The organism is Mycobacterium sp. E3251 (assembly GCF_001666835.1).
Lineage (GTDB): Bacteria > Actinomycetota > Actinomycetes > Mycobacteriales > Mycobacteriaceae > Mycobacterium.
The window spans coordinates 59,117-79,903 of the sequence record NZ_LZJF01000011.1 but is presented as its reverse complement, the minus strand read 5'-3'; the positions used below and the strand labels follow the sequence as shown (position 1 = coordinate 79,903).

The 20,787-nt window shown below is 67.5% G+C and carries 20 protein-coding genes; 11 read left to right on the top strand and 9 right to left on the bottom strand.

What is annotated here, in order from left to right; translation table 11 throughout:
- Positions 1-33: 33 nt before the first annotated feature.
- From msrA to A5697_RS01370, 3 genes are all read right to left on the bottom strand, one after another.
- The gene (gene msrA, locus A5697_RS01380; RefSeq protein WP_068007298.1) at positions 34-591 is read right to left on the bottom strand and encodes a peptide-methionine (S)-S-oxide reductase MsrA; all 558 of its coding nucleotides are present in this window, start codon (positions 589-591) and stop codon (positions 34-36) included.
- The gene (gene msrB, locus A5697_RS01375) at positions 588-1,076 is read right to left on the bottom strand and encodes a peptide-methionine (R)-S-oxide reductase MsrB (RefSeq protein ID WP_068007294.1); all 489 of its coding nucleotides are present in this window, start codon (positions 1,074-1,076) and stop codon (positions 588-590) included. Before msrB ends, msrA begins: the two co-directional genes overlap by 4 nt.
- A 71-nt stretch (positions 1,077-1,147) precedes the next feature.
- Positions 1,148-1,918 carry an SDR family NAD(P)-dependent oxidoreductase gene (locus A5697_RS01370; RefSeq protein WP_068007291.1) on the bottom strand — a complete coding sequence of 257 codons (771 nt, stop codon included), beginning with the start codon at positions 1,916-1,918 and terminating at the stop codon, positions 1,148-1,150.
- Between the two features lie 491 nt (positions 1,919-2,409).
- Here A5697_RS01370 and A5697_RS28690 point away from each other — a divergent pair, with 491 nt between their 5' ends.
- On the top strand, positions 2,410-2,850 hold the full coding sequence (locus A5697_RS28690; RefSeq protein WP_369806035.1) for a putative quinol monooxygenase: 441 nt from the start codon (positions 2,410-2,412) through the stop codon (positions 2,848-2,850).
- Between the two features lie 160 nt (positions 2,851-3,010).
- Here A5697_RS28690 and A5697_RS01360 read toward each other — a convergent pair whose 3' ends face one another.
- The 3 genes from A5697_RS01360 to A5697_RS01350 form a co-directional block, all read right to left on the bottom strand.
- A complete protein-coding gene (locus tag A5697_RS01360) occupies positions 3,011-3,616 on the bottom strand; it encodes a GNAT family N-acetyltransferase (RefSeq protein WP_068007286.1) in 606 nt (201 codons plus the stop codon).
- 205 nt (positions 3,617-3,821) lie between these two features.
- Entirely contained in the window at positions 3,822-6,128 is a 2,307-nt protein-coding gene (locus A5697_RS01355; RefSeq protein ID WP_068007283.1) for a CaiB/BaiF CoA-transferase family protein, read from the bottom strand.
- The gene (locus tag A5697_RS01350; protein WP_068007346.1) at positions 6,125-7,594 is read right to left on the bottom strand and encodes an aldehyde dehydrogenase family protein; all 1,470 of its coding nucleotides are present in this window, start codon (positions 7,592-7,594) and stop codon (positions 6,125-6,127) included. The genes A5697_RS01355 and A5697_RS01350 overlap by 4 nt, the downstream gene beginning before the upstream one ends.
- Before the next feature lie 199 nt (positions 7,595-7,793).
- Between A5697_RS01350 and A5697_RS01345 the strand changes: the two genes are divergently transcribed.
- Genes A5697_RS01345 through A5697_RS01305 form a run of 9 tightly spaced genes read left to right on the top strand, consistent with a single transcriptional unit; the run spans position 7,794 to position 15,554 of the window.
- Positions 7,794-8,978: a cytochrome P450 gene (locus A5697_RS01345; RefSeq protein ID WP_068007282.1), complete on the top strand. Its 1,185-nt coding sequence runs from the start codon at positions 7,794-7,796 to the stop codon at positions 8,976-8,978.
- Complete coding sequence (locus A5697_RS01340) at positions 8,978-10,165, top strand: acyl-CoA dehydrogenase family protein (RefSeq protein WP_067944008.1); 1,188 nt, start codon at positions 8,978-8,980, stop codon at positions 10,163-10,165. The genes A5697_RS01345 and A5697_RS01340 overlap by 1 nt, the downstream gene beginning before the upstream one ends.
- 14 nt (positions 10,166-10,179) lie before the next feature.
- Positions 10,180-10,725, top strand: coding sequence for a MaoC family dehydratase N-terminal domain-containing protein (locus A5697_RS01335; protein WP_067944006.1), 546 nt, complete (start codon positions 10,180-10,182; stop codon positions 10,723-10,725).
- Positions 10,725-11,123, top strand: coding sequence for a Zn-ribbon domain-containing OB-fold protein (locus A5697_RS01330; RefSeq protein ID WP_067944004.1), 399 nt, complete (start codon positions 10,725-10,727; stop codon positions 11,121-11,123). The genes A5697_RS01335 and A5697_RS01330 overlap by 1 nt, the downstream gene beginning before the upstream one ends.
- A gap of 9 nt (positions 11,124-11,132) precedes the next feature.
- Positions 11,133-12,254 carry an acyl-CoA dehydrogenase family protein gene (locus A5697_RS01325; RefSeq protein ID WP_067944002.1) on the top strand — a complete coding sequence of 374 codons (1,122 nt, stop codon included), beginning with the start codon at positions 11,133-11,135 and terminating at the stop codon, positions 12,252-12,254.
- Positions 12,251-12,706: a MaoC family dehydratase gene (locus tag A5697_RS01320; protein ID WP_067944000.1), complete on the top strand. Its 456-nt coding sequence runs from the start codon at positions 12,251-12,253 to the stop codon at positions 12,704-12,706. Before A5697_RS01325 ends, A5697_RS01320 begins: the two co-directional genes overlap by 4 nt.
- Positions 12,703-13,872 (top strand): lipid-transfer protein, encoded by a 1,170-nt coding sequence (locus A5697_RS01315; protein WP_067943998.1) that lies wholly within the window; start codon positions 12,703-12,705, stop codon positions 13,870-13,872. The genes A5697_RS01320 and A5697_RS01315 overlap by 4 nt, the downstream gene beginning before the upstream one ends.
- 12 nt (positions 13,873-13,884) lie before the next feature.
- Positions 13,885-14,955 (top strand): zinc-binding dehydrogenase, encoded by a 1,071-nt coding sequence (locus A5697_RS01310; protein WP_068007280.1) that lies wholly within the window; start codon positions 13,885-13,887, stop codon positions 14,953-14,955.
- The gene (locus A5697_RS01305; protein ID WP_068007279.1) at positions 14,952-15,554 is read left to right on the top strand and encodes a TetR/AcrR family transcriptional regulator; all 603 of its coding nucleotides are present in this window, start codon (positions 14,952-14,954) and stop codon (positions 15,552-15,554) included. The genes A5697_RS01310 and A5697_RS01305 overlap by 4 nt, the downstream gene beginning before the upstream one ends.
- Positions 15,555-15,619: 65 nt before the next feature.
- On the opposite strand, the gene A5697_RS01300 is transcribed toward A5697_RS01305, so the two are convergent.
- The 3 genes from A5697_RS01300 to pruA form a co-directional block, all read right to left on the bottom strand.
- Positions 15,620-16,366: an MBL fold metallo-hydrolase gene (locus A5697_RS01300; protein ID WP_068007277.1), complete on the bottom strand. Its 747-nt coding sequence runs from the start codon at positions 16,364-16,366 to the stop codon at positions 15,620-15,622.
- 125 nt (positions 16,367-16,491) lie between these two features.
- The gene (locus A5697_RS01295; protein WP_068007273.1) at positions 16,492-17,457 is read right to left on the bottom strand and encodes a proline dehydrogenase family protein; all 966 of its coding nucleotides are present in this window, start codon (positions 17,455-17,457) and stop codon (positions 16,492-16,494) included.
- Positions 17,457-19,088, bottom strand: coding sequence for an L-glutamate gamma-semialdehyde dehydrogenase (pruA, locus tag A5697_RS01290; RefSeq protein ID WP_068007269.1), 1,632 nt, complete (start codon positions 19,086-19,088; stop codon positions 17,457-17,459). Before pruA ends, A5697_RS01295 begins: the two co-directional genes overlap by 1 nt.
- Positions 19,089-19,169: 81 nt before the next feature.
- On the opposite strand from pruA, the gene A5697_RS01285 reads away from it, so the two are divergent.
- Complete coding sequence (locus A5697_RS01285) at positions 19,170-20,756, top strand: CdaR family transcriptional regulator (RefSeq protein ID WP_068007267.1); 1,587 nt, start codon at positions 19,170-19,172, stop codon at positions 20,754-20,756.
- The last annotated feature ends 31 nt before the right edge of the window (positions 20,757-20,787 follow it).

The following is a 20,787-nucleotide window of genomic DNA, read 5'->3' as shown; positions in this document are numbered from 1 at the left end:
TGCCAATCAGGCGGAGTTACCCAGCTCACGTCGTTATCGAGTCGGCTCGGCATGTTCCGGCGTGACTGCCCCCGCGCCGCCCGCACCGTCCCCGCGGTTGGGCAACGCCCACTCGGGGCGGACGTAGTGGCAGGTGTAGCCGGATGGATACCGCTGCAGGTAGTTCTGGTGCTCAGGTTCGGCTTCCCAAAACTCGCCGGCCGGGTTGACCTCGGTTACGACTGCGCCGGGCCAGCGGCCTGATGCTTCGACGTCGGCAATGGTGCGCACTGCGATTTGCTTCTGCTCGTCGTCCAGATAGAAAATCGCTGACCGGTAGCTGGTTCCGACATCGTTGCCTTGACGGTTCTTCGTGGTCGGGTCGTGGATCTGGAAGAAGAATTCCAGCAGTGCCCGGTAATCCGTCCCGTCTGGGTCATAGGTGATTTCAAGTGCCTCCGCGTGGCCGGGGTGATTGCGGTAGGTGGGATGCGTGTTGCTGCCACCGGTGTAGCCGACCCGGGTGGATACCACACCGGGCTGCTTGCGGAACAGGTCCTCCATGCCCCAAAAGCAGCCGCCGGCAAGAACGGCGATCTTGTTGTCAGTCATGATTTCTGCTCGCCGACGCTTTGGTGTTGCTCCGATCCATCCTTTGTGAACAAGTGCAGGTATTGCCCATAACCCTCGGCTTCCAGGTCATCGCGGTGGATGAATCGCAGAGATGCCGAGTTGATGCAGTAGCGCAACCCGCCTGCTTCTGCAGGGCCATCCGGGAATACATGGCCCAGATGGCTGTCTGCGTGGGCTGATCGCACCTCGACTCGATCCATGAAGTGGCTGCGGTCGCGCTTCTCAACAAGGCTGTCCGCGTCGATAGGCTGGGTGAAGCTGGGCCAGCCGCTGCCACTGTCGAATTTGTTCACCGAGGCGAAAAGCGGCTCGCCAGAAACAATGTCAACGTAGATGCCGGGTTCATGGTTGTCGCAGTACTCGCCGGTGAACGGAAGCTCCGTGCCGCTCTCCTGGGTGACGCGGTATTGCTCGGGGGTTAGCGCGTCAACCGCGGCAGGGTTCTTGCTGTAATTGGGTGACACTCGATCTCCTTCGTTCGCACAGCCTTAGTTTGCTGCGCTTTGTATTTCGTCCGTCCAGCGTCGTTGCCGGGTTAGTTGCGGCCCGCCATGATGCCGCCGTCGACGTTGAGAATCGCGCCGGTGACCCAACTGGCCTCATCAGAGAGCAGGTACGTCACGGCGTTGGCGACGTCGGCGGGGGTGCCGACGCGTCCCAGGGGGTGAAGCGGGGCGAAAGTGTCCAGCGTGGCGTCGATCTCGTCCTTCGGGATGAAGCCCTCGTAGAGAGGAGTCTTGACGACGGCCGGTGCCACCGCGTTGACGCGGATCTTGTGCTCGGCAAGCTCGATCGCGAGGTTGTGGGTCAGCGCATGAAGGCCGGCCTTTTGCATCGAGTACACCGACGACGGGGTCAGACCGATCGCCTGATGTGCCCACATGCTGCCGATGTTGACGATGGAGCCGCCCTCCCCGCGGGCGATCATGCCCTCAACGACTGTCTGCGTCAGGAAGAACAGGGCATAGTTGAGCTCCATGTACGAGTCATAAGTCAAGGCGTCGTACTCCAGAAACGGCTTGGGAACAAAGAATCCAGCCGCATTGACCAACAACGTCGCATCGCCGTGGTGCTCGGAGACCACGCGCTGAACGTCGCCGACCGCGCTGCGATCGGTCAACTCGGCGGTGATCCCCCAGGCCTGACCACCCCCATCGGTCAGTTCGGTCACGGTGTCATCAACGCGGTCCTTAGACCGGCCAACGATCACCGCGCTGCCTCCGTGGCGCACGATATCCACGGCGACCTGCCGCCCCATACCGGCGCTGCCCCCGAGGACGATGACCTTCTTGGAATCGAAGTGCATGGTGAGACCTTTCTGCTGCTCATTCTCGGCGACTCCTGCTGGGCCCTTTGCCCGGCAAGAACAGTTGTAGCCCTGGCGATTACACCTGGCGCCGTGGGTGTCGACCTTGAACTGGTATCAATCTGCTGCCCGGCGGGGTGAGCTGTCATCACCCCGGCGTTGTTTCACCCGGGTGAGTTCTGGCGCGGCGCCGAGATCAACAGCTGACACCGCAAAGCCGTGACGGCGTTCGCTGTCGATCACCGCGTGAGGGTCGAAGCTTCGCGACATAACCCGGGCGATCAGGGGACAAGAGCGTCGCGCTTCGGTGAGGAGCCAGCGCCCAGTTGAGAACCGGTGCAGCCGGAGTCGTCTGCCGCCGATTTGACGTCGGTACTTTGCAGGCAGCCGGTGCTGGCGAGCATGGCTGGATTGACGGAAGCGGGTTGTAATCCTCAGAACAAAGACCGGGAAGTAAAGTGGCCGCGAATACGTTTACCCGGCGGCAGGCGATGTCAGAACGTATGCCTAAGGCAACCACCGATGTGACGACGTGTACACGAAATGACGGCGGCCGCAGACTAATTACTCAGTGCCGTAATTATTCACAGCCTTGCGGCGGCGATGAAGGAGTGTCAACCATGTACGGCTCAGATGAAGAAGTGGTGCTGATCACTGAGGCCACGGCCTTGCCAGGCAGAGAAGACGACTTGCGGCGTGCGCTTTCTGAGCTAATCCCGCAGTCGCTGGCCGAAGGAGACGTGAGCACCTTCCGGCTCCACGAAGACCGAGATCAGCCAGGACATTTCACACTTTATCAGCGATTCCGAAACCAGCACGGTGTCGATCTCCACGTCCAAACCGAACACTTCGCGCTCAGCGTGGGAGCGTTGGCCCAGTTCGCTGAGGGCGGCGAGGCCCAGGTCACCTTCTACCATGTATTAAGTCGCTAAGCCTCTGAGCCTCCCGCGCTCTGGGTCATACCACCCGTCGGAAGCGGGCCCTCCGGTCTATGGTCCGGGGTGACCCCGCGGCGACAGCTAAAGGCCGCGCCTTATCCAGATTGTTCAGCGCCGGGACACGTAAGAGGCCGCACCGCTGTGGTATTCGGGACTACTGCGATCCAGGCGTCGGGGCGCAGGCCGGCTCTGGCAAATCCAAATCGGCTTTGCTCAGTCGGTAGATTTCAAGGGACAAATTGTAGTACTTGTCGGTCTCACCGACCCATTCCATGCCGACTCGCCGCGCCGTGGCCACCCCGCGATGATTGCCTGGCCGCACGACTGCGAAGACCTCACTGACGCCAACATTTGTGAATGCTTGATGGGCCACCGCATGACCGGCTTCCGCGCCATAGCCGCGACCCCACAGCGCCGGTGCGACCTGCCATCCGATCTCAAGGTCGGTGCCGCCAGGTGGAAGTGGAAGCAGTGCCACTCCCCCGATCAGGTCGCCAGAGTCTTTATCGGTAATCGCCCATCGGCCCAGGGGCAGGCCGGTCGCGTCGCTTTCGGCGATCCATGCGCCCAAGAGTTGACGCATGTGCACGTCGTCGGTGATCAAGGGCAGCGCCGGACACAGCCAACGCGAAACCTCCGCGGCCCCGTATATCCCACACGCGGCGGTGTCGTCGTCGAGCTGCCACGGGCGCAACAAGAGCCGGGTCGTCAGGATGCGGCGCGTGTCAGGGTCCCATTCGACGTGACGATGCTCAGTCATTCCGCCTCCTGGGTTTGTCATACACGTACTGGGGCAAGTCACCCAATTCTAGGCCCCGCCAAGGGCGAATACTTGCGGCCGGCGGCCACCGGTAGCGTCTGGGGCATACGCCCACTCCGGGACATCATGAACTACCCAGAGATATAGCAATAGAGTAATCGGACCGGCTGTCGGGCGACCGCGTGACTCACGCTGTCGGTGCCGCTCAGGCGTTGAGCAGCCGGTCGCCGATCACCCGTTCGGCCCGCAGGCTCGCGACCTCGTCCGCGGACAGGCCCAGCCCGCCCAGGATGTCGTCGTTGTGCTGGCCAAGCGTCGGCGGGGCGGCGCGGTGGTGGCGGGGCGGTCCGGGGGCGATCCGAAACGGCCAGCCGGGAAACCGGTGCGGCCCGGTGATCGGGTGGACGAGCTCCTCGTAGTAGCCGCGCGCGTCGAGCTGGGCCCCGATCAGGTCGCGGTCGTACATCTGATCGCCGGTGATCACACGCTCGGCCGGAATACCTTGTACGCGCAGGGTTTCCACGATGCCGGTGGCGGTCTGGGTGCGGGTCCACGCGGTGACCATCTCGTCGAACACGTCGTGGTCGAGCCGCCCCTCGTCGGGCAGCGACAGCGCCACCCACACTCCCTCGGCGCTGGTCGGATACACGCCCTGCAGGTAACCGCGCCGCCTGTTGCCCTCCCGCGGACGCACGACACCGGTCAACGAGTACTCGATCACCGGTTCGGCGGTCACGCAGGCGGCAACCTCGATCTGGGCGACCTCGACCAGCTGACCCGCACCGGTGCGGCTCCGGTGCTCCAGGGCGGCCAGCAGCGCAACCCCCGCGTGCACGCCGACGATGGGATCGGCGGGGCCCTGCGGGTTGCACGGCGGACCGTCGGGGTAACCGGTCACCGCCGACATCCCCGCGGTCTGCTCGAAGTTCAGCGCCCACCCGACGTAGTCGCGCCACGGGCCCCGCAGCCCGTACCCGGGCATCCGCACAACGATCACGTCGGGGTTCAGCGCCACCAACGCGTCGTAGTCCAGGCCGAACTGTTCGACCACCCTGGGCGAAAAGTTCTCCACGACCACGTCGGCTTCCGCGGCCAGCCGTCGGGCGATGCCGAGGCCACGCTCGGAGGTCAGGTCGAGGGTGAGGTCGCGCTTGTTGAGGTTGGTGCCCTGCCAGATCGGGCTGCGTTCATACCAGTCGTCGCCCTCGTAGGCGAAGGCACCGGAGTAGCGGTGCCCGTCCGGCCGCTGGATCGACTCGACCTTGACAATGTCGGCGCCGAACGCGCCCAGGTAGCAGGTCAGGTAGGCCCCGGCCCAGAACGTGGTCAGGTCGAGGACACGCAGGCCGGAAAAGGGCAGCGGCCCCGCGGTCGTGTCAAGCGAGCGGGCCGTCGTGGCCCACGGCTCAGGACGCACCCCCAGGCGGGGAGCCGGACTAGGTTGCGGCACCGGGGTTTTCGCGAAACGGAACGCCGGCCCGGGCCGCTGAAACGACCAGCCGGGCCCACCGGATTGCACGAAGAAACCGCGCTCGGCGTACTGCGGACAGGTCGACACGGTGGCCCCGTCGTTGACCGGGGCGGCCGGAATGCGCAGGGCCTGAGCGAGTTCCACGATCTCGGCGACGGTCTGCTGGGCGAGCAACGGCTCCGCCTTGCGGAAGAACTCGTCGCGCTCCGGGCCGCCCATCATGATCGCGATCTGATGCTCGCCGTACTCGGGCAGGCCGAGCATGGCGCACACGTCCAGCCAGTGCTGGCCCGTCAGGCAGTTGATGCCCACCCAGCCGTCGGCGGCCCGGACGACACCCAGCATGGGCGCCGACCGCAGATTCGCGGGCAAGCCCAGGTCTTGCATACGGCGCGCCATCAGCATCGGATAGGGCAGCGTCGACAGCAGTGCCTCGAGCTGGGAGACGTCGACCTCTGTCACCCGGCCGGCGGCCGGCAGCCGCAACGCGGTCAGGGCGCCCAGCGCGCCGTAAACGCCCGCGACGTACTCGGAGACGCGGGCACCGACCTGTACCGGTGGGCGGTCCGGATCCCGGGCGCTGATCCATCCCGACGCAGCCTGCACGGTCAGGGGTGTGGCTTGGCGCTCACGCCAGGGTCCGCACTGACCGAATCCAGAGATGCGCAGCAGCACCAGGTTTGGGTTCAGCCGGCTCAAGACGTCCGGGCCCAGCCCCCGACGTTCCAACATTCCCGGCCCGAAATCCTCGATGAGCACGTGCGCCCGCGCGATGAGCTCGCGGGCCGCCGTCAGATCGCCCGGCTCGGCCAGATCGAGGGTGGCGCCGCGCTTTCCGGCGTTGAGGTACTCGAACAGTCCGGAGCGCTGGGGGTCGCAGACTCCGCCCGGAAACGGACCCCACCGGCGCAACGGATCTCCGGCGGGCGGCTCTATCTTAATGACCTCGGCACCGAGGTCGACGAAAAGCTTTGCGGCGTAAGGACCTGAGATCTCGTTGGCGAGTTCGACGACGTGGAGCCCGGCGAGGGGTCCCGTCATGCCGGGATCCCGATGGCCTTCACCTCCATGTACTGGTGCAGTCCGCTGATTCCGCCACTCTCCCGGCCGAACCCGCTCAGCTTGAAGCCGCCGAACGGCGCATCGCCCGGCCCGACGCCGTTGACCGCGACCTGACCGGTGCGCATGCGCCGGGCGACCGCGACGGCCCGGTCCACGTCGGTGCCCCAGACGGCGCCGGAAAGCCCGTAGCACGAGTTGTTCGCGATCGCGACGGCGTCGTCGTCGTCGCGGTAGCGCAGCACCGACAGCACGGGCCCGAACACTTCCTCCTGCGCGATCGTCGAATCCGGTTGCACGCCAGTGAGAATCGTCGGTTCGAAGTAGAAGCCGGCATCCAGACCGGCCGGGCGGCCGCCGCCGATCGCCGGCTTCGCTCCGTCGTTGATCGCACCGTCGACATGCGCCTGCACCCGCTCGCGTTGCGCCGCGCTGATCAGCGGCCCCATCTCCACGGTCGGGTCCTTGGGGTCGCCGACCTTGACGTCGCGGGCGAGCGCGACCAGCCGCTCCACGACGTCGTCGTGCAACGAATCGGGAAGCAGCAGCCGGCTGTGCAGGATGCAGGCCTGGCCGGCGTGCAGCGAGCAGCAATCGAACAGCATCTGACGCAGCATCTCGTCGGTCACCTGCGTGTCGTCGAGGATGATGCTCGCCGATTTCCCGCCGCACTCCAGCAACAGCCGCTTCATGGCGTCCCCCGCGGCCCGCATGACCTCACAACCGACGGCGGAGCTCCCGGTGAAGCTGATCATGTCGATGCGCGGATCCGTCGTGAGCGATTTGGCGGCCTCAAGCCCCGAGGGCGTGACCACGTTGACCACGCCCGGCGGAATGTCGGTCTCCTCGTCGATGATGCGCGCCAGCGCAAGGCCCGCGAGCGGCGTCAGCGGCGAGGGCTTGAGCACGACGGTGTTCCCCGCGGCCAGCGCGTTGTTCACCTTCATCACGTTGAGACAGTGCGGGAAGTTCCACGGCGTGAGGATCGATACGACTCCGAGTGGCTCGCGACGCAGCAACGTCGTCCCCGCGCCGATCCCGGTGACCGGCTCGTCGACCAACTTCGTCGCGAGTTGGGCCGCATGCATGGACATGTAGCCGGCGCCGTCGATTTGCATCATGCGTTCATTGGTGACGCAACCCCATTCGACTTGCGACAGCGCGAAGATCCCGTCGGCGTGCTTGAGCAGGGCCGCACCGAGCTGATTGAGGCAGCCGGCCCGCTCCTCCGGACCCATCCGGCCCCACGGCCCGCTGTCGAACGCCCGGCGCGCGGCGTCGATCGCGGCGCCGACCTGGGCGACACTGGCGTCCGGCGCGCTGCCGATGGACTGCTCGGTGGCCGGGTTGATGTCGTCGTAGCGACCGTCCTCCGGCTCGACCCATCTCCCATCGATGTAGAGCTGGTTGCTGTCGACAAGAGTTCCCGGAGTTTGTAGCTCGGTCATGCGTTTCCTCACCCGAACGTCGGTCATCTAACCACTTGGTGTACACCCATGGCCGGGCGGCGTCAATCACTAAGTACGCGAATTGCACGCTATTTCGGCGTTTCGCGGCGGTATTGACAGGGATGGGCGGCGCGGGGTAGACACAAGGCCGCAAGACACATTGCGTCAATGTGTCGGATCGCTTGTCAGGGAGGCCGCCGTGCGGACCACTTTTCCCGCTTCGCTGTTGCACTCCCCGGACTTCTATGCGGGCGATCCGTATCCGGCGTACCGCGAGCTGCGCGCGACCGCGCCGGTGTGCTGGAACGACGTCACCAACTTCTGGGCGCTGCTGAAGTACGAGGACATCCGGTTCGTGTCGACCAACCCGGCCACGTTCACCTCAACCCGGGGCATCACCATCCCCGATCCGCAGATGGGAAACGCGGTGCAGGAGGGCAACCTCATCTTCACCGACCCGCCGCGGCACCGGCAGCTGCGCAAGCTGATCAACTCGGGCTTCACCCGGCGGCGGGTCGCCGTGCTGGAGCCCAAGATCCGCGAGATCGTGCGGGGGATTCTCGACGGCATCGAGCCGGATTCCGTGCACGAGTTCGCCGATGAGATCGCCGCCCCGCTTCCCACCCGGATGATCGCCGAGCTGATCGGTGCCCCGGCGGATGACTGGGAGCAGTTCCGGGCGTGGTCGGATGCGGCCACCGGCACGGCCGACCCCGAGATCGAGCTGGACCCGTTGGTCGCCATGGGGCAGCTCTACGAGTACTTCCAGAAGCTGATCGCCGCCAGGCGCGTGGACGCGCGGGACGACCTGCTGTCGGTGCTGGCCGGCGCGGAGATCGACGGCGTCCGGCTGACCGACGAAGACCTGCTGAATTTCGCCTACCTGCTGCTGGTGGCCGGCAACGAAACCACCCGCAACCTGATCGCGCTGGGCACGCTGGCGTTGATCGCTCACCCCGACCAATGCCGCCTGCTGGCCGACGATCCGACGCTGATCCCGGGCGCCGTCGAGGAGATGCTGCGGTGGACCAGCCCCGTGGTCCACATGGCGCGCACCGCGACGACCGACGTCGAGATCCGCGGCCAGCGGATCGCGGAGGGCGACGTGGTGGTGATGCTCTACGGGTCCGCCAACCGGGACGAGGAGATATTCGGCGCCGACTCCGAGGAGTTCAGGGTTACCCGGCATCCCAACCCGCACATCGCGTTCGGGTGCGGCGAGCATTCCTGTGTGGGTGCGCAATTGGCCCGGCTGGAGGCATGCGTGATGTTCGACGAGCTGCTGCGCCGCTTCCCCAGGCTCGAGCTGGTGGGTGCGGTCGACCGGATGCGCGCCACGATGGTGCCCGGGGTCAAGCGGATGCCGGTACGGCTGGGGGCCTGATGGATTTGGAATACTCGCCCGAGCAGGAGCGGCTGCGCGCCGAGATCCGCGCCGCGCTGGAAGAGGTGATGACACCCGAACGTAGCCTCGCACTCAGCGCGCGCATGGAAGGCGGCCCCGAAGTGCGCGAGTGCGTGCGGGCGCTGGCCGCGGCCGACCTGTTGGGCGTCGGCTGGCCCAAAGAGTATGGCGGACGCGGCTTCTCGGCGATCGAGCAGTTCATCTTCTCCGAGGAGGCACAGCGCGTCAATGCCCCGATCCCGCTGGTGACGCTCAACACCGTCGGGCCGACGCTGATGCAGTGCGGCACCGAGGAACAGAAGCAGAGGTTCCTGCCCGCGATCCTGGACGGCAGCGTCGAATTCGCGATCGGCTACTCCGAGCCCGGAGCCGGAAGCGACCTGGCCTCGCTGCGCACCACCGCGGTACGCGACGGCGACGAATACGTGATCAACGGCCAGAAGATGTTCACCAGCGGCGCCGCCTACGCCGACTACATCTGGCTGGCCGCCCGCACCGATCCCAATGCCAAGAAGCACAAGGGCATTTCCATCCTGATCGTGCCCACCTCGTCGCCCGGGTTCTCCTGGCAGCCGCTGCACACCATGCCGGGCATCTCCACCTTCTACACGTTCTACGACAACGTTCGGGTCCCGGCCAGCGCGCTCGTGGGTGGCGAGAACCAGGGCTGGCAGCTGATCACCACGCAGTTGAACTTCGAGCGGGCGGCCCTGGGCAACCTTGGCGCGCTCGAGCCGCTGTTCGAGAAGACGCTGGAGTGGGCCGCGGTCGCCGAGCTCGATGGTGGGCGCGTCATCGACCGGCCGTGGGTGCAGCTCGCGCTGGCCCGGGTTGAGGCCCAGGTCGCGGCGTATAAATTGGTCAATCTGCGGGTGAATGCGGCCATGACGAAGGGCGTGCTCTCGATGGGAGAAGCCTCCGCCGCCAAGGTGTTTGGCACCGAGCTGACCCAGCAGGTCGCCCGCCAGCTGCTGGAAGTGCTCGACCACAACGGGGTACGCCGCGGGACCGACGCGCCGTTAAGGGGTGCGCTGGAAACCGCGTACCGATGGGCGGTCATCAATACGTTCGGTGGCGGCGCCAACGAAATTCAGCGTGACATCATTGCCATGGCCGGACTGGGCATGCCGCGCGCTCCCCGTGACCTTCGCGCCACCGCAACATAGGAGGACAGCCGTCAGTGACCGACTCAGAAACCGTCAGCGCCAAGGTTAAGGCCCTCGTCGGCCGGCCGACCGGCGGCACCGGAAAGCCCTCGCTGGCCCCGGATCCGGTCAACCAGCCGATGATCCGGCATTGGGCGTATGCGATGGCCGACATGAACCCCGTCTACCTGGATCCGGAGTTCGCCGAGAGGTCGCGGTTCGGCGGCATCGTGTCGCCGCCGGTGATGCTGCAGACCTGGACGATGCCGTCGCCGCTCCTGGAGGGCATCGGCGAGCGGGGTGGCGCGCCCATCGAGATCAAAAGCAACCCAACGGCGTTCCTCGACGAGGCGGGCTACACCAGCACGGTGGCGACCAACTCGGAGTTCGAGATCGAGCGCTACCCGCGACTGGGCGACGTCATCAGCGCGACGACGGTGTACGAATCGGTTTCCGAGGAGAAGAAGACGGCGCTGGGCACCGGATTCTTTCTGACCTGGCTGACGACCTACACCGACCAGAACGGCGAGGTGCTGGGAAGGCAGCGATTCCGGGTGCTGCGATTCAGGCCGGAGCGCTGATGGCGACCCGACTGGCCCCGGCCATCACCCCGGACACCGAGTTCTTCTGGAACGGACTGCGGGACAACAAACTCCTGATCCAGCGCTGCGGCGGATGCGGGCAGCTGCGCCACCCGCCGCGCCCGATGTGCCCACACTGCCGTTCCCTGGACTGGGGCACCGTCGAGTCGTCGGGCCGCGGCACGGTGTACAGCTACGTGATGCCACACGAGCCGAAGTTCCCGTTCTTCGAGTATCCATACGTCGTCGTGCTGGTGGAGCTCGAGGAGGGCGTGCGGCTGGTATCGAACCTGACCGGCATCGACCCGGCCGATCTCAGGACCGGGATGCCGGTCGAGGTGTACTACCAGAGTTTCGACAACGACCTGGTGCTGCATCAGTTCCGGCCGGCCACCTAGGCGGGAACCATGGATTTCACGTTCACCGAAGAGCAGGAGACCATCTCCAAGCTCGCCCGCGACCTCCTCGAGCGACGCGCCACGCCGGAGCGCCTGACCGAGTTGGAAGCCGGCGACGTTCGCTTCGACGACGCACTGTGGCAAGAGCTGGCGGGCACCGACCTGCTGGGCACCGCGCTGCCGGAGTCGGTGGGCGGTAACGGCGGCGGCTTCGTCGAGCTCGGCGTGCTGCTGGCCGAGGTGGGCTGGGCGGTTGCTCCGGTGCCGGCCTACGCGACGCTGACGCTGGGGGCCGACCCCATCGCTCGGCACGGCAATCCCGAACAGCAGCAACGCTTTCTGCCGGGCGTCGTCGCCGGAAGCCGCATCCTGACCGCGGGGCTGGCCGAGCCGGGCCGCTCCGACGCAGCGACTCCCGCCACCACCGCGCGACGCGACGGCGGCAATTGGCGGATCGACGGCGCCAAGGAGTTGGTTCCGGCCGCCCAACTCGCCGACACCCTGTTGATCCCTGCCTCGATGGACGGCGGTGAGGCCGGCTTGTTCCTGGTGGCGGCCGACGCCAACGGCGTCGAGATCCGGCCTGCGACGACCACCAACCGCGAACCGCACGCGGACGTATATCTGGATGGCGCAACCGTTTCGGACGCCGACCTGATCGTCGGGCCAGACGTGATCGAGTCGCTGCACACGCGCGCACTGGTCGGACTGTGCGCGATTCAGCTCGGTGTCGCGGAGCGAGCCCTGCGGATCGCGGCCGAATACACAACGGGGCGCGAACAATTCGGCCGGCCCATCGGCAGCTTCCAAGCCGTGCAGCAGCGCATGGCCGACGCGTTCATCGACGTCGAGGCGATCCGGTGGACAACGTGGCACGCGGCGTGGCTGATCGCGCACGGGCGGTCCTTGAAGGAGGCCGGCCGCGCCGCCCGGATCGCGAAGTTCTGGGCCGCCGAGGCCGGCGCCCGCGTCGCTGCCACCGCCCAGCACGTCCATGGCGGCATCGGGATCGACACCACCTATCCCCTGCACCGCTATTTCCTGTGGGCCAAGCACAACGAGCTCATGCTCGGCCCGGCTACCGCGCAGCTGGCCCACCTCGGCGCAACATATTCGGAAGGACTCCTATGACGACAACCGCGAGCCGCACCACCACCCTGCGCTGGGCCGACATCTCCGTCGGGGACGAGGTCACCCCGCTCGAGATCCCCATCACCACAACGATGATCGTCGCCGGGGCGATCGCCACCCGCGACTTCATGCCCGTGCACCACGACCGCGACTACGCCAACAAGCAGGGCTCGCCGAACCTTTTCATGAACATCCTCACCACCAACGGCTACTGCGTGCGGTTTCTCACCGACTGGGCAGGACCGGAGGCGATGGTCAAGAAGCTGTCGATTCGCCTTGGCGTGCCGTGCTTTCCGGATGATCCGCTGCGCTTCACCGGCAGCGTCACCGGGAAGACCGAAGGCACGGAGGGTGAGAACTTCGTCGAGGTGACGTTCAAGGGCTCCAACAGCCTCGGCGATCACGTCTCGGGCACGGCGATCCTCAGCCTGCTCGACGAGGCGGCCGCGTGAGCGGCTCCCTGCCCGGCGCCGCGGCCATCGTCGGGATCGGGCAGACCGAGTTCTCGAAGGAATCCGGCCGCAGCGAACTGCAATTGGCGTGCGAGGCGGTCAGCGCCGCGCTCGACGATGCCGGCCTGACACCGAGCGACGTCGACGGCATGGTCACCTTCACCATGGACTCCAGCGACGAGATCGAGATCGCGCGCAACGTCGGCATCGGCGACCTGAGCTTCTTCTCCCGTGTGCACCACGGCGGCGGGGCCGCCGCCGGCACCGTCGTGCATGCCGCGATGGCCGTCGCGACGGGCGTGGCCGACGTGGTGGTGTGCTGGCGCGCCTTCAACGAACGCTCCGGCATGCGGTTCGGCGGCAGCGGTCGCACCGACCTGGGCACGCCGTTGTTCATGGCGCACTACGCGCCGTTCGGCTTGCTCACTCCCGCGGCGTGGGTCGCGATGCACGCCCAGCGCTACATGTCGACCTACGGCGTCACCAACGAGGACTTCGGCCGCATCGCCGTCGTCGACCGCACGCACGCCGCCCGCAATCCCGATGCCTGGTTCTACCAGCGCCCGATCACGCTGGAAGACCACCAGAATTCGCGTTGGATCGTCGAACCGGTGCTGCGCCTACTGGATTGCTGCCAGGAAAGCGACGGCGGGGTCGCGCTCGTGGTCACCAGCGCCGAGCGGGCCCGCGACTTGCGGCAGCCGCCGGCGATCATCACCGCGGCTGCCCAGGGCGCGGCCGCCAACGGCGAGATGATGACCAGCTACTACCGCGACGACATCACCGGCCTTCCGGAGATGGGCGTGGTCGCCAACAGGCTGTGGCGCGATTCTGGGCTCAAGCCGCAGGACATCCAAACCGCCTTCATCTATGACCATTTCACGCCGTTCGTGTTCACCCAGCTCGAAGAACTCGGGTTCTGCGGGCGCGGTGAGGCGAAGGATTTCGCCACCGTCGAGCGGCTCTCGCTGGGTGGGGAGTTCCCGATCAACACCAACGGCGGCCTGCTGGGCGAGGCCTACATCCACGGCATGAACGGGATCACCGAGGGGGTGCGCCAGGTGCGCGGCACGTCGTACAACCAGGTCGAGGGCGTCGAGCACGTCCTGGTCACGTCGGGCACCGGGGTACCCACCAGTGGGCTGATCCTGGCGCCCGCCAGCTAAGGGGGAGCCACCATGCCGAAGCTCGCACTGCTGACCGCGCACGGCGGGCCCATCGAGCTGGCCGAGTTTCCGTTGACTCCGCCGGCACCCGGCACCGCGGCGCTCAAGTTGCGGATGGCCGGCATCTGCGGGTCCGACCTGCACATCTTCCGTGGCGAACTGCCGTTGCCGTGCCCGTTTGCCATGGGGCACGAAATGGTCGGCGAGATAGCCGAACTGGGCGAGGGCCTGACCGCCGACGCGACCGGCAGGCCGCTGGCCGTCGGGGATCGCGTGGTGACACCGTACTTTTGGTTCTGCGGCCAGTGTCACGCCTGCGCGCGCGGCCGTTCCTATGCGTGCCAGAACCTGATGGCCGGCGAATACCGGACGCACGATCGGGAGCCGCACTTCGTCGCCGCCTATGGGGAGTATTACTACACCAGTCGGCGCCAGCCGCTGTACAAGGTGCCCGAGGAGCTGTCCGACACAGCCGTCGCCCCGCTGAATTGCGCTCTGGCGCAGGTGCTCTTCGCGCTGCGGGATGTGCGGCTTGGCGACACGGTGGTCATCCAGGGTGCGGGCGGGCTCGGCATCAACGCCGCTGCCGTGGCCCGCACCGCGGGGGCCGCGGAGGTCATCGTCATCGACAAGATCGCCGAACGGCTGGATGTCGCGGCCGATTTCGGCGCCACGCACTGCATCGACGCGAGTGCGGTCTCGACGGCGGAGGTCACCGAGCAGGTCCGCGCGCGCACCGAAGGCATCGGCGCCGACTGGGTGCTCGAGGTCGTCGGGGTGCCCGGCGTCATTCCTGAGGGGATCGGCTTCCTCAACAACGGCGGCACGCTCCTAGAGGTCGGCAACGTCGGGATGGGGCGGACCTTCGAGCTGGACCCGAGCGCGCTGGTCTATGGCAACAAATCCGTGCGCGGCGTCATGTTCTACGAGCCCGTGACGTTGGCGATAGGCTTGAAGTTCCTGCAGCACACCCGCTTTCCATTCGACCGCCTGATGCCCGATCCGTTCCATCTGGCCGACGTCAACGCCGCCTTCGCGTCGGCCAACGGTGGGCTGGTGCCCAGGGGCGCGTTGGTGCCATGACGACTCAAGCGGCCCAGGCCATCGACACGCGCGAGGTGATCGTGGAATCCGCGTACGCCTGCTTCCGCAAGCAGGGATTGCAGAAGGCGACGATCGTCGACATCGCCCGGACCGCCGGGGTGTCCCGAAGCACCATCTACGAGTACTTCAGCGACAAGGGCGCCATCATCGAGGCGTGCGCGGAACACGCTTCCGAGCGGTTCTATCGCGAGATGTCCAGGGCGATGGACCGGGGTGGTTCGCTCGAGGAAAAGCTAAGTCAGGCAGCCGTTTTCGTGACACAGGCGCGGCGGTCCATCGCGTCCGAGAAGTACTTCGACGAGGACGCGGTCAGCTTGTTGCTCACCAAGGATGCCGCCGTATTGCTGCGCGAATGCGTCGACTTCTTCGCGCCGTACCTGTCGGCCGCCCGCCTCACCGGCGAGGTGCGCAAGGACCTCGACGTCGAGGCCGCCGCCGAGTGGTTTGCCCGCATCCTGTTCTCGCTCTTCAGCACGCCCTCCCCGATGCGGGACATGGACGATCCCGAGGTGGCGGCGGAGTTCGTGCGCGCGCACGTGGTGCGCGGCTTCGCGGGCGACCGCCCGCGGCGGCGTTGAGTGTGCGCCCAGGGCGGGAATGGTCGGCGTGTCACCGCCCAGGGCTCACACTCAAAGCCGTGATGTCAACGGCGTTGCCCGGGCCACACGGTTTCGGCGACGTGAACCGGTCGGCCATGGCCGGGTAGTAGGTGTGCCACCGGTAGCTCTTCGAGACGCCTTCGCGTGGCAGCGGCGCTTGCAGTGTCGACGATCTCCGGCGTGTGCCAAACCTTGCCGCGAGCGGTCAGCACGGCGTCGCCGGAAAGCAGCGTCCGCGTTGTCGGGTTCCACAGCGCGATGCTGTCGTCGGTGTGTCCGCCCGCGTTGATGACGGTCCAATCCGGTGCGCTGGGCAGCGCCTGGCCGTCGGTCAGTCCCCCGTCGGGGGGCGGACCGGTCCAGCGCATGCCGGCCGGGGTGCCGTATCCCGCCACCCGCGCGCCGCTCAGCAGCCCCGCCGCGCCGACTCGATCAAAGGGCTGGTCGATCAGGGTGGGCCAGATGCTCGCGGCCCGGCCCAGGGTCGGCGTGCGCGGCTTCACTCCGTCGAGATAGGTAAGTGTGCGGGCGGGCAACCAGATTGGCGCGGGATAGCGGGCGGTCAATTCGGCCGCGCCGGCGACATGGTCGCTGTGCCCATGAGTCGCGACCACGGCATGGACGCTGCCGCCGAGATGACCCAGAACGGCCGCCAGATCGCTGGCGACCCGGGGCAATCCGGCGTCGACGACCACCGCGCCGTCACCGCCGTGCAGGACATAACAGTTGAAGACCCAGCGCGAGACCCGGGTGATACCGAGGTCGGGCATCTCCTCGATGACCAGGCTCATGGCCGAGAGGTTACGCCTGGGTGCGGTGATTGACCGGAGCATCCGTGGGCTTGAGTGTGCGGCCAGGACGGAGGCTGCCGGCGTGTCGCCGCCGTGGGCGCACACGGAAAGCCGTGAGCGCACACTCAATGACCGCGCTGGGCCAGCGCGCGCAAGAAGAACGTCAGGTTGGCGGGCCGCTCGGCCAGCCGGCGCATGAAGTAGCCGTACCACTGGGTGCCGAACGGCACGTACACACGCACCTGGTTTCCCGCTTCCGCCAGCCGACGCTGCTCGATATCGCGGATGCCGTACAGCATCTGATACTCGAAATCGGCCGCCCCGCGGCCCGCTTCGCGTGCCAGCGCGGGGACGGCATCGATGATCACCGGGTCGTGGCTGGCCACCATCGGGTAGCCCGAGCCGGCCATCAACACCCGCAAGGAGCGCAGGTAGGCGTCGGTCACCGCGTCGGCGTCGCGGTAAGCCACCGAGGCCGGTTCGTCGTAGGCGCCCTTGCACAGCCGGATCCGGGCCCCGGCCGCCGCGAGTTCCGCGCAGTCGCCGAGCGTGCGCCGCAGGTAGGCCTGCAAAGCCACACCCAGCCAAGGGAATTCGCCCCGCAGCTCGCGCACGATCGCCAGCGTCGAGTCCGTGGTCGTGTGGTCTTCGGCGTCCACCGTGACCCACACGCCGGCCCGCTGCGCCGCTTCGCAGATCGTGAAGGCGTTTTGCCGGGCGGTCTTCTCACCGTCGCGATCCAGCGACTGCCCCAAGGCCGACAGCTTCAGCGACACCTCCAGCGGCCGCGCGGCGTGGGCGTCGGAGCCGAAGCCCGCCAGGTGCTCGATCAGGTCCAGGTAAACGCGCACCGCCGCGCCGGCGTCGTCGGCGGCCGTGACGTCTTCGCCCAGGTAGTCGACGCTGACGTAGCGACCCGAAGAGCGAAGGGCCGCAACACTATGCAGCGCGCTGTCGATCGTCTCGCCGGGCACGAAGCGGTGCACCACGCGACGGGTGACCGGCAGCCCTTCGGCGGCCCGGCGCAACCCGGGTCGCCGGCTGGCGGCCATGATCGCGGGCCGAATGGTGCTGGCGAACACCCCGGCCATCAGTCGGCCGCCATGTGCGGGTAGGTGTGGTGGGTCGCCGGGACGAACGTCTCCTTGATGGTGCGGGCCGACGTCCACCGCAACAAGTTCAGCACCGAACCGGCCTTGTCGTTGGTGCCCGAGCCGCGCGATCCCCCGAACGGCTGGCGCCCGACGACCGCGCCGGTCGGCTTGTCGTTGACGTAGAAATTCCCGGCGGCGAACCGCAGCCGCTCCTGGGCGGTCAGCACAGCCTCGCGGTCGTCGGCGATGACCGCGCCGGTCAGCGCGTACCGCGACCCGGTGTCGATCACGTCCAGGATCCGTTCGTAGTCGTCGTCGGGGTATACGTGCACCGACAGCAGCGGACCGAAGTACTCGGTGGCAAACGCTTCGTCGGTCGGGTCATCGGAGAGTAACACCGTGGGGCGGACGAAATAGCCGACGCTGTCGTCGTATTCGCCGCCGACGGCGATGGTGACATGGGCCGCGCTCTTCGCCCGCTGTAGGGCGTCGACGTTCTTGATGAACGCGCGCCGGTCGATCAGCGCGCCGCCGTAGTTGGTCAGGTCGGTGACGTCGCCGTAGCGCAGCGCGGCGGTCTGGCCCAGGAAGTCGTCGCCCATCCGCCGCCACACCGAATTCGGGACGAAGGCCCGCGACGCCGCCGAGCATTTCTGCCCCTGGTAGTCGAACGCGCCGCGAATCAGCGCGGTGCGCAGCACATCCGGCCGCGCCGAGGCATGCGCCACCACGAAGTCTTTGCCACCGGTTTCGCCGACCAGCCGCGGATAGCTTTGGTAACGGCCGATATTGGCGCCCACCTGCTGCCAAAGGTGCTGGAAGGTGGCCGTCGACCCGGTGAAGTGGATGCCGGCCAGCCGCGGGTCGGCCAGCGCCACGTCGGACACCGCGAAGCCGTCGCCGGTGACGAGGTTGATCACCCCGGGCGGCAGCCCCGCGGCCTCCAGCAGCCGCATGGTCAGATAGGCCGACAGGGTCTGGGTGATCGACGGCTTCCACACGACGGTGTTGCCCATCAGCGCGGGCGCGGTCGGCAGGTTTCCGGCAATCGAGGTGAAGTTGAACGGCGTGATCGCATAGACGAATCCGTCCAGCGGGCGGTAGTCGCTGCGATTCCACTCCCCGGGTCCGCTGATCGGCTGCTGTGCCAGGATCTGACGCGCGAACGCCACGTTGAACCGCCAGAAGTCGATCTGCTCGCAGGGCGAGTCGATCTCGGCCTGGTAGACGGACTTGGATTGGCCCAGCATCGTCGCGGCGGCGATCTTCTCCCGCCAGGGCCCGGCGAGCAGGTCGGCGGCCCGCAAGAAGACGGCCGCGCGCTCGTCGAACGGCATCGCCGCCCACGCCGTTTTCGCGGCCATCGCGGCGTCGATGGCCGCGACCGCGTCGGCGTGGACGGCGTTCGTCAGAGTGCCCAGCGTGGCGGCATGCCGGTGCGGCTGGACGACGTCGATGCGTTCCCCGTCGCCCATCCGGTGCGTACCGCCGATGACGTGCGGGAGGTCGATGGGGCGCTCGGCGAGCGCTGCCAGTTCGGCGCGCAGCCGGCCGCGTTCCGGAGAGTGCGGCGCGTAGTCGTGGACCGGCTCGTTGGCCGGCAGCGGCACCTGGGTTATCGCGTCCATGCTGCCAGGATCCTCGCCGCGGGCGCCCCCGGAGTTAGCCGATCGGACAGGATAGTGGTCGGCTGGTAGTACGATCGAACAATGGCCGGTGTGGGGCTTGGTCAGCTGTTGCTCGCGCTGGACGCGACCCTGGTCCGCCTGGTGGAAGCGCCGCGGGGCCTGGACCTTGCGGTGGGCTCGGCGGCGTTGATCGACAGCGACGACGTGCGGCTTGGGCTGGCGGCGGCCGCGAGCTCGGCCGACGTGTTCTTCCTGCTGGGCGTGGCCGACGACGAGGCGCTGCGGTGGATGGACAAGCAGGCCCGCGAGCGCATCCCGGTGGCGATCTTCGCCAAGGAGCCGTCCACCGCGTTGGTGAGCGCGGCAGTCGGCACGGGGTCGGCGGTGGTCGCCGTCGAGCCGCGGGCCCGCTGGGAACGGCTCTACCAGTTGGTCAACCACGTGCTGGAGCATCACGGGGACCGCGCGGACGCGACGGAGGACTCGGGCACCGACCTGTTCGGCTTGGCGCAGTCGCTCGCCGACCGCATCCACGGCATGGTCAGCATCGAAAACGCCCAATCGCACGTGCTGGCGTATTCGGCGTCCAACGACGAAGCGGACGAGCTGCGCCGCCTTTCCATCCTCGGCCGGGCAGGGCCGCCCGAACACCTCGAATGGATCGGCCAGTGGGGCATTTTCGACGCGCTGCGCGCGAGCGACGAAGTGGTGCGCGTCGCCGAGCGTCCCGAATTGGGCCTGCGCCCGCGGCTGGCGGTCGGGATCTATCAGGAGGTCGATGCGCGGCGGCCGCCGGCGTTCGCCGGAACCATCTGGGTTCAGCAGGGCGCACGACCGCTGGCCGCCGACGCCGAGGAGATGTTGCGGGGCGCGGCCGTACTGGCCGGGCGCATCATGGCGCGACTTGCGGCCCGCCCCTCCACGCACGCGCGGCGGGTGCAGCAGCTGCTGGGCCTGACCGACGGCGAGCCCGACGTGGCCGCCGTCGCCCGCGAACTCGGCCTCGCCACCGACGGGAACGCGGCGCTGATCGGCTGGGATGCCTCGGACACCGCGGGCGCACCCCGTCCGGCCCGATTGGCCGACGTAATGGCGCTGAGCGCCAGCGCTTTTCGGCGGGATGCTCAGCTCGCCTCCCGGGGATCGCGAATCTATGTGCTGCTGCCCCAGACGCAAACCCGCTCGGCCACCTCGTGGGTCCGCGGCACGATCGCGGCGATGCGCAGCGAACTCGGGGTGCAGCTGCGGGCCGCCATCGCCGCCCCCCTCGCCGGCCTCGCCGGCATTGCCGCCGCCCGCGCCGAGGTGGACCGGGTGCTCGACAGCGCTGCGCGCCATCCGATTTCGATCCCGCAAGTGACGTCGCTGGCCGAGGCGCGCACCACCGTCCTGCTCGATGAAATCCTCGCTTTGGTTGGGCGCGAGGAGCGATCGGTCGATCCGCGGATCGTCGACCTGCGCGCCCAAGAGCCGGTCCTGGCCGCGACGCTGCGGGTGTATCTGGACAGCTTCGGCGACGTCGCCGCCGCCGCGCAGTCGCTACACGTTCACCCCAACACGGTTCGCTACCGCGTCCGGCGTGTCGAGAAATTGTTGACGACGTCCTTGGCCGATCCCGAGGTGCGGCTGCTGTTTTCGCTGAGCCTGCGGGTCTTGGAGAACCGGTGACACCGTCGGCGGCGAGAGCTTCGGGTGATTT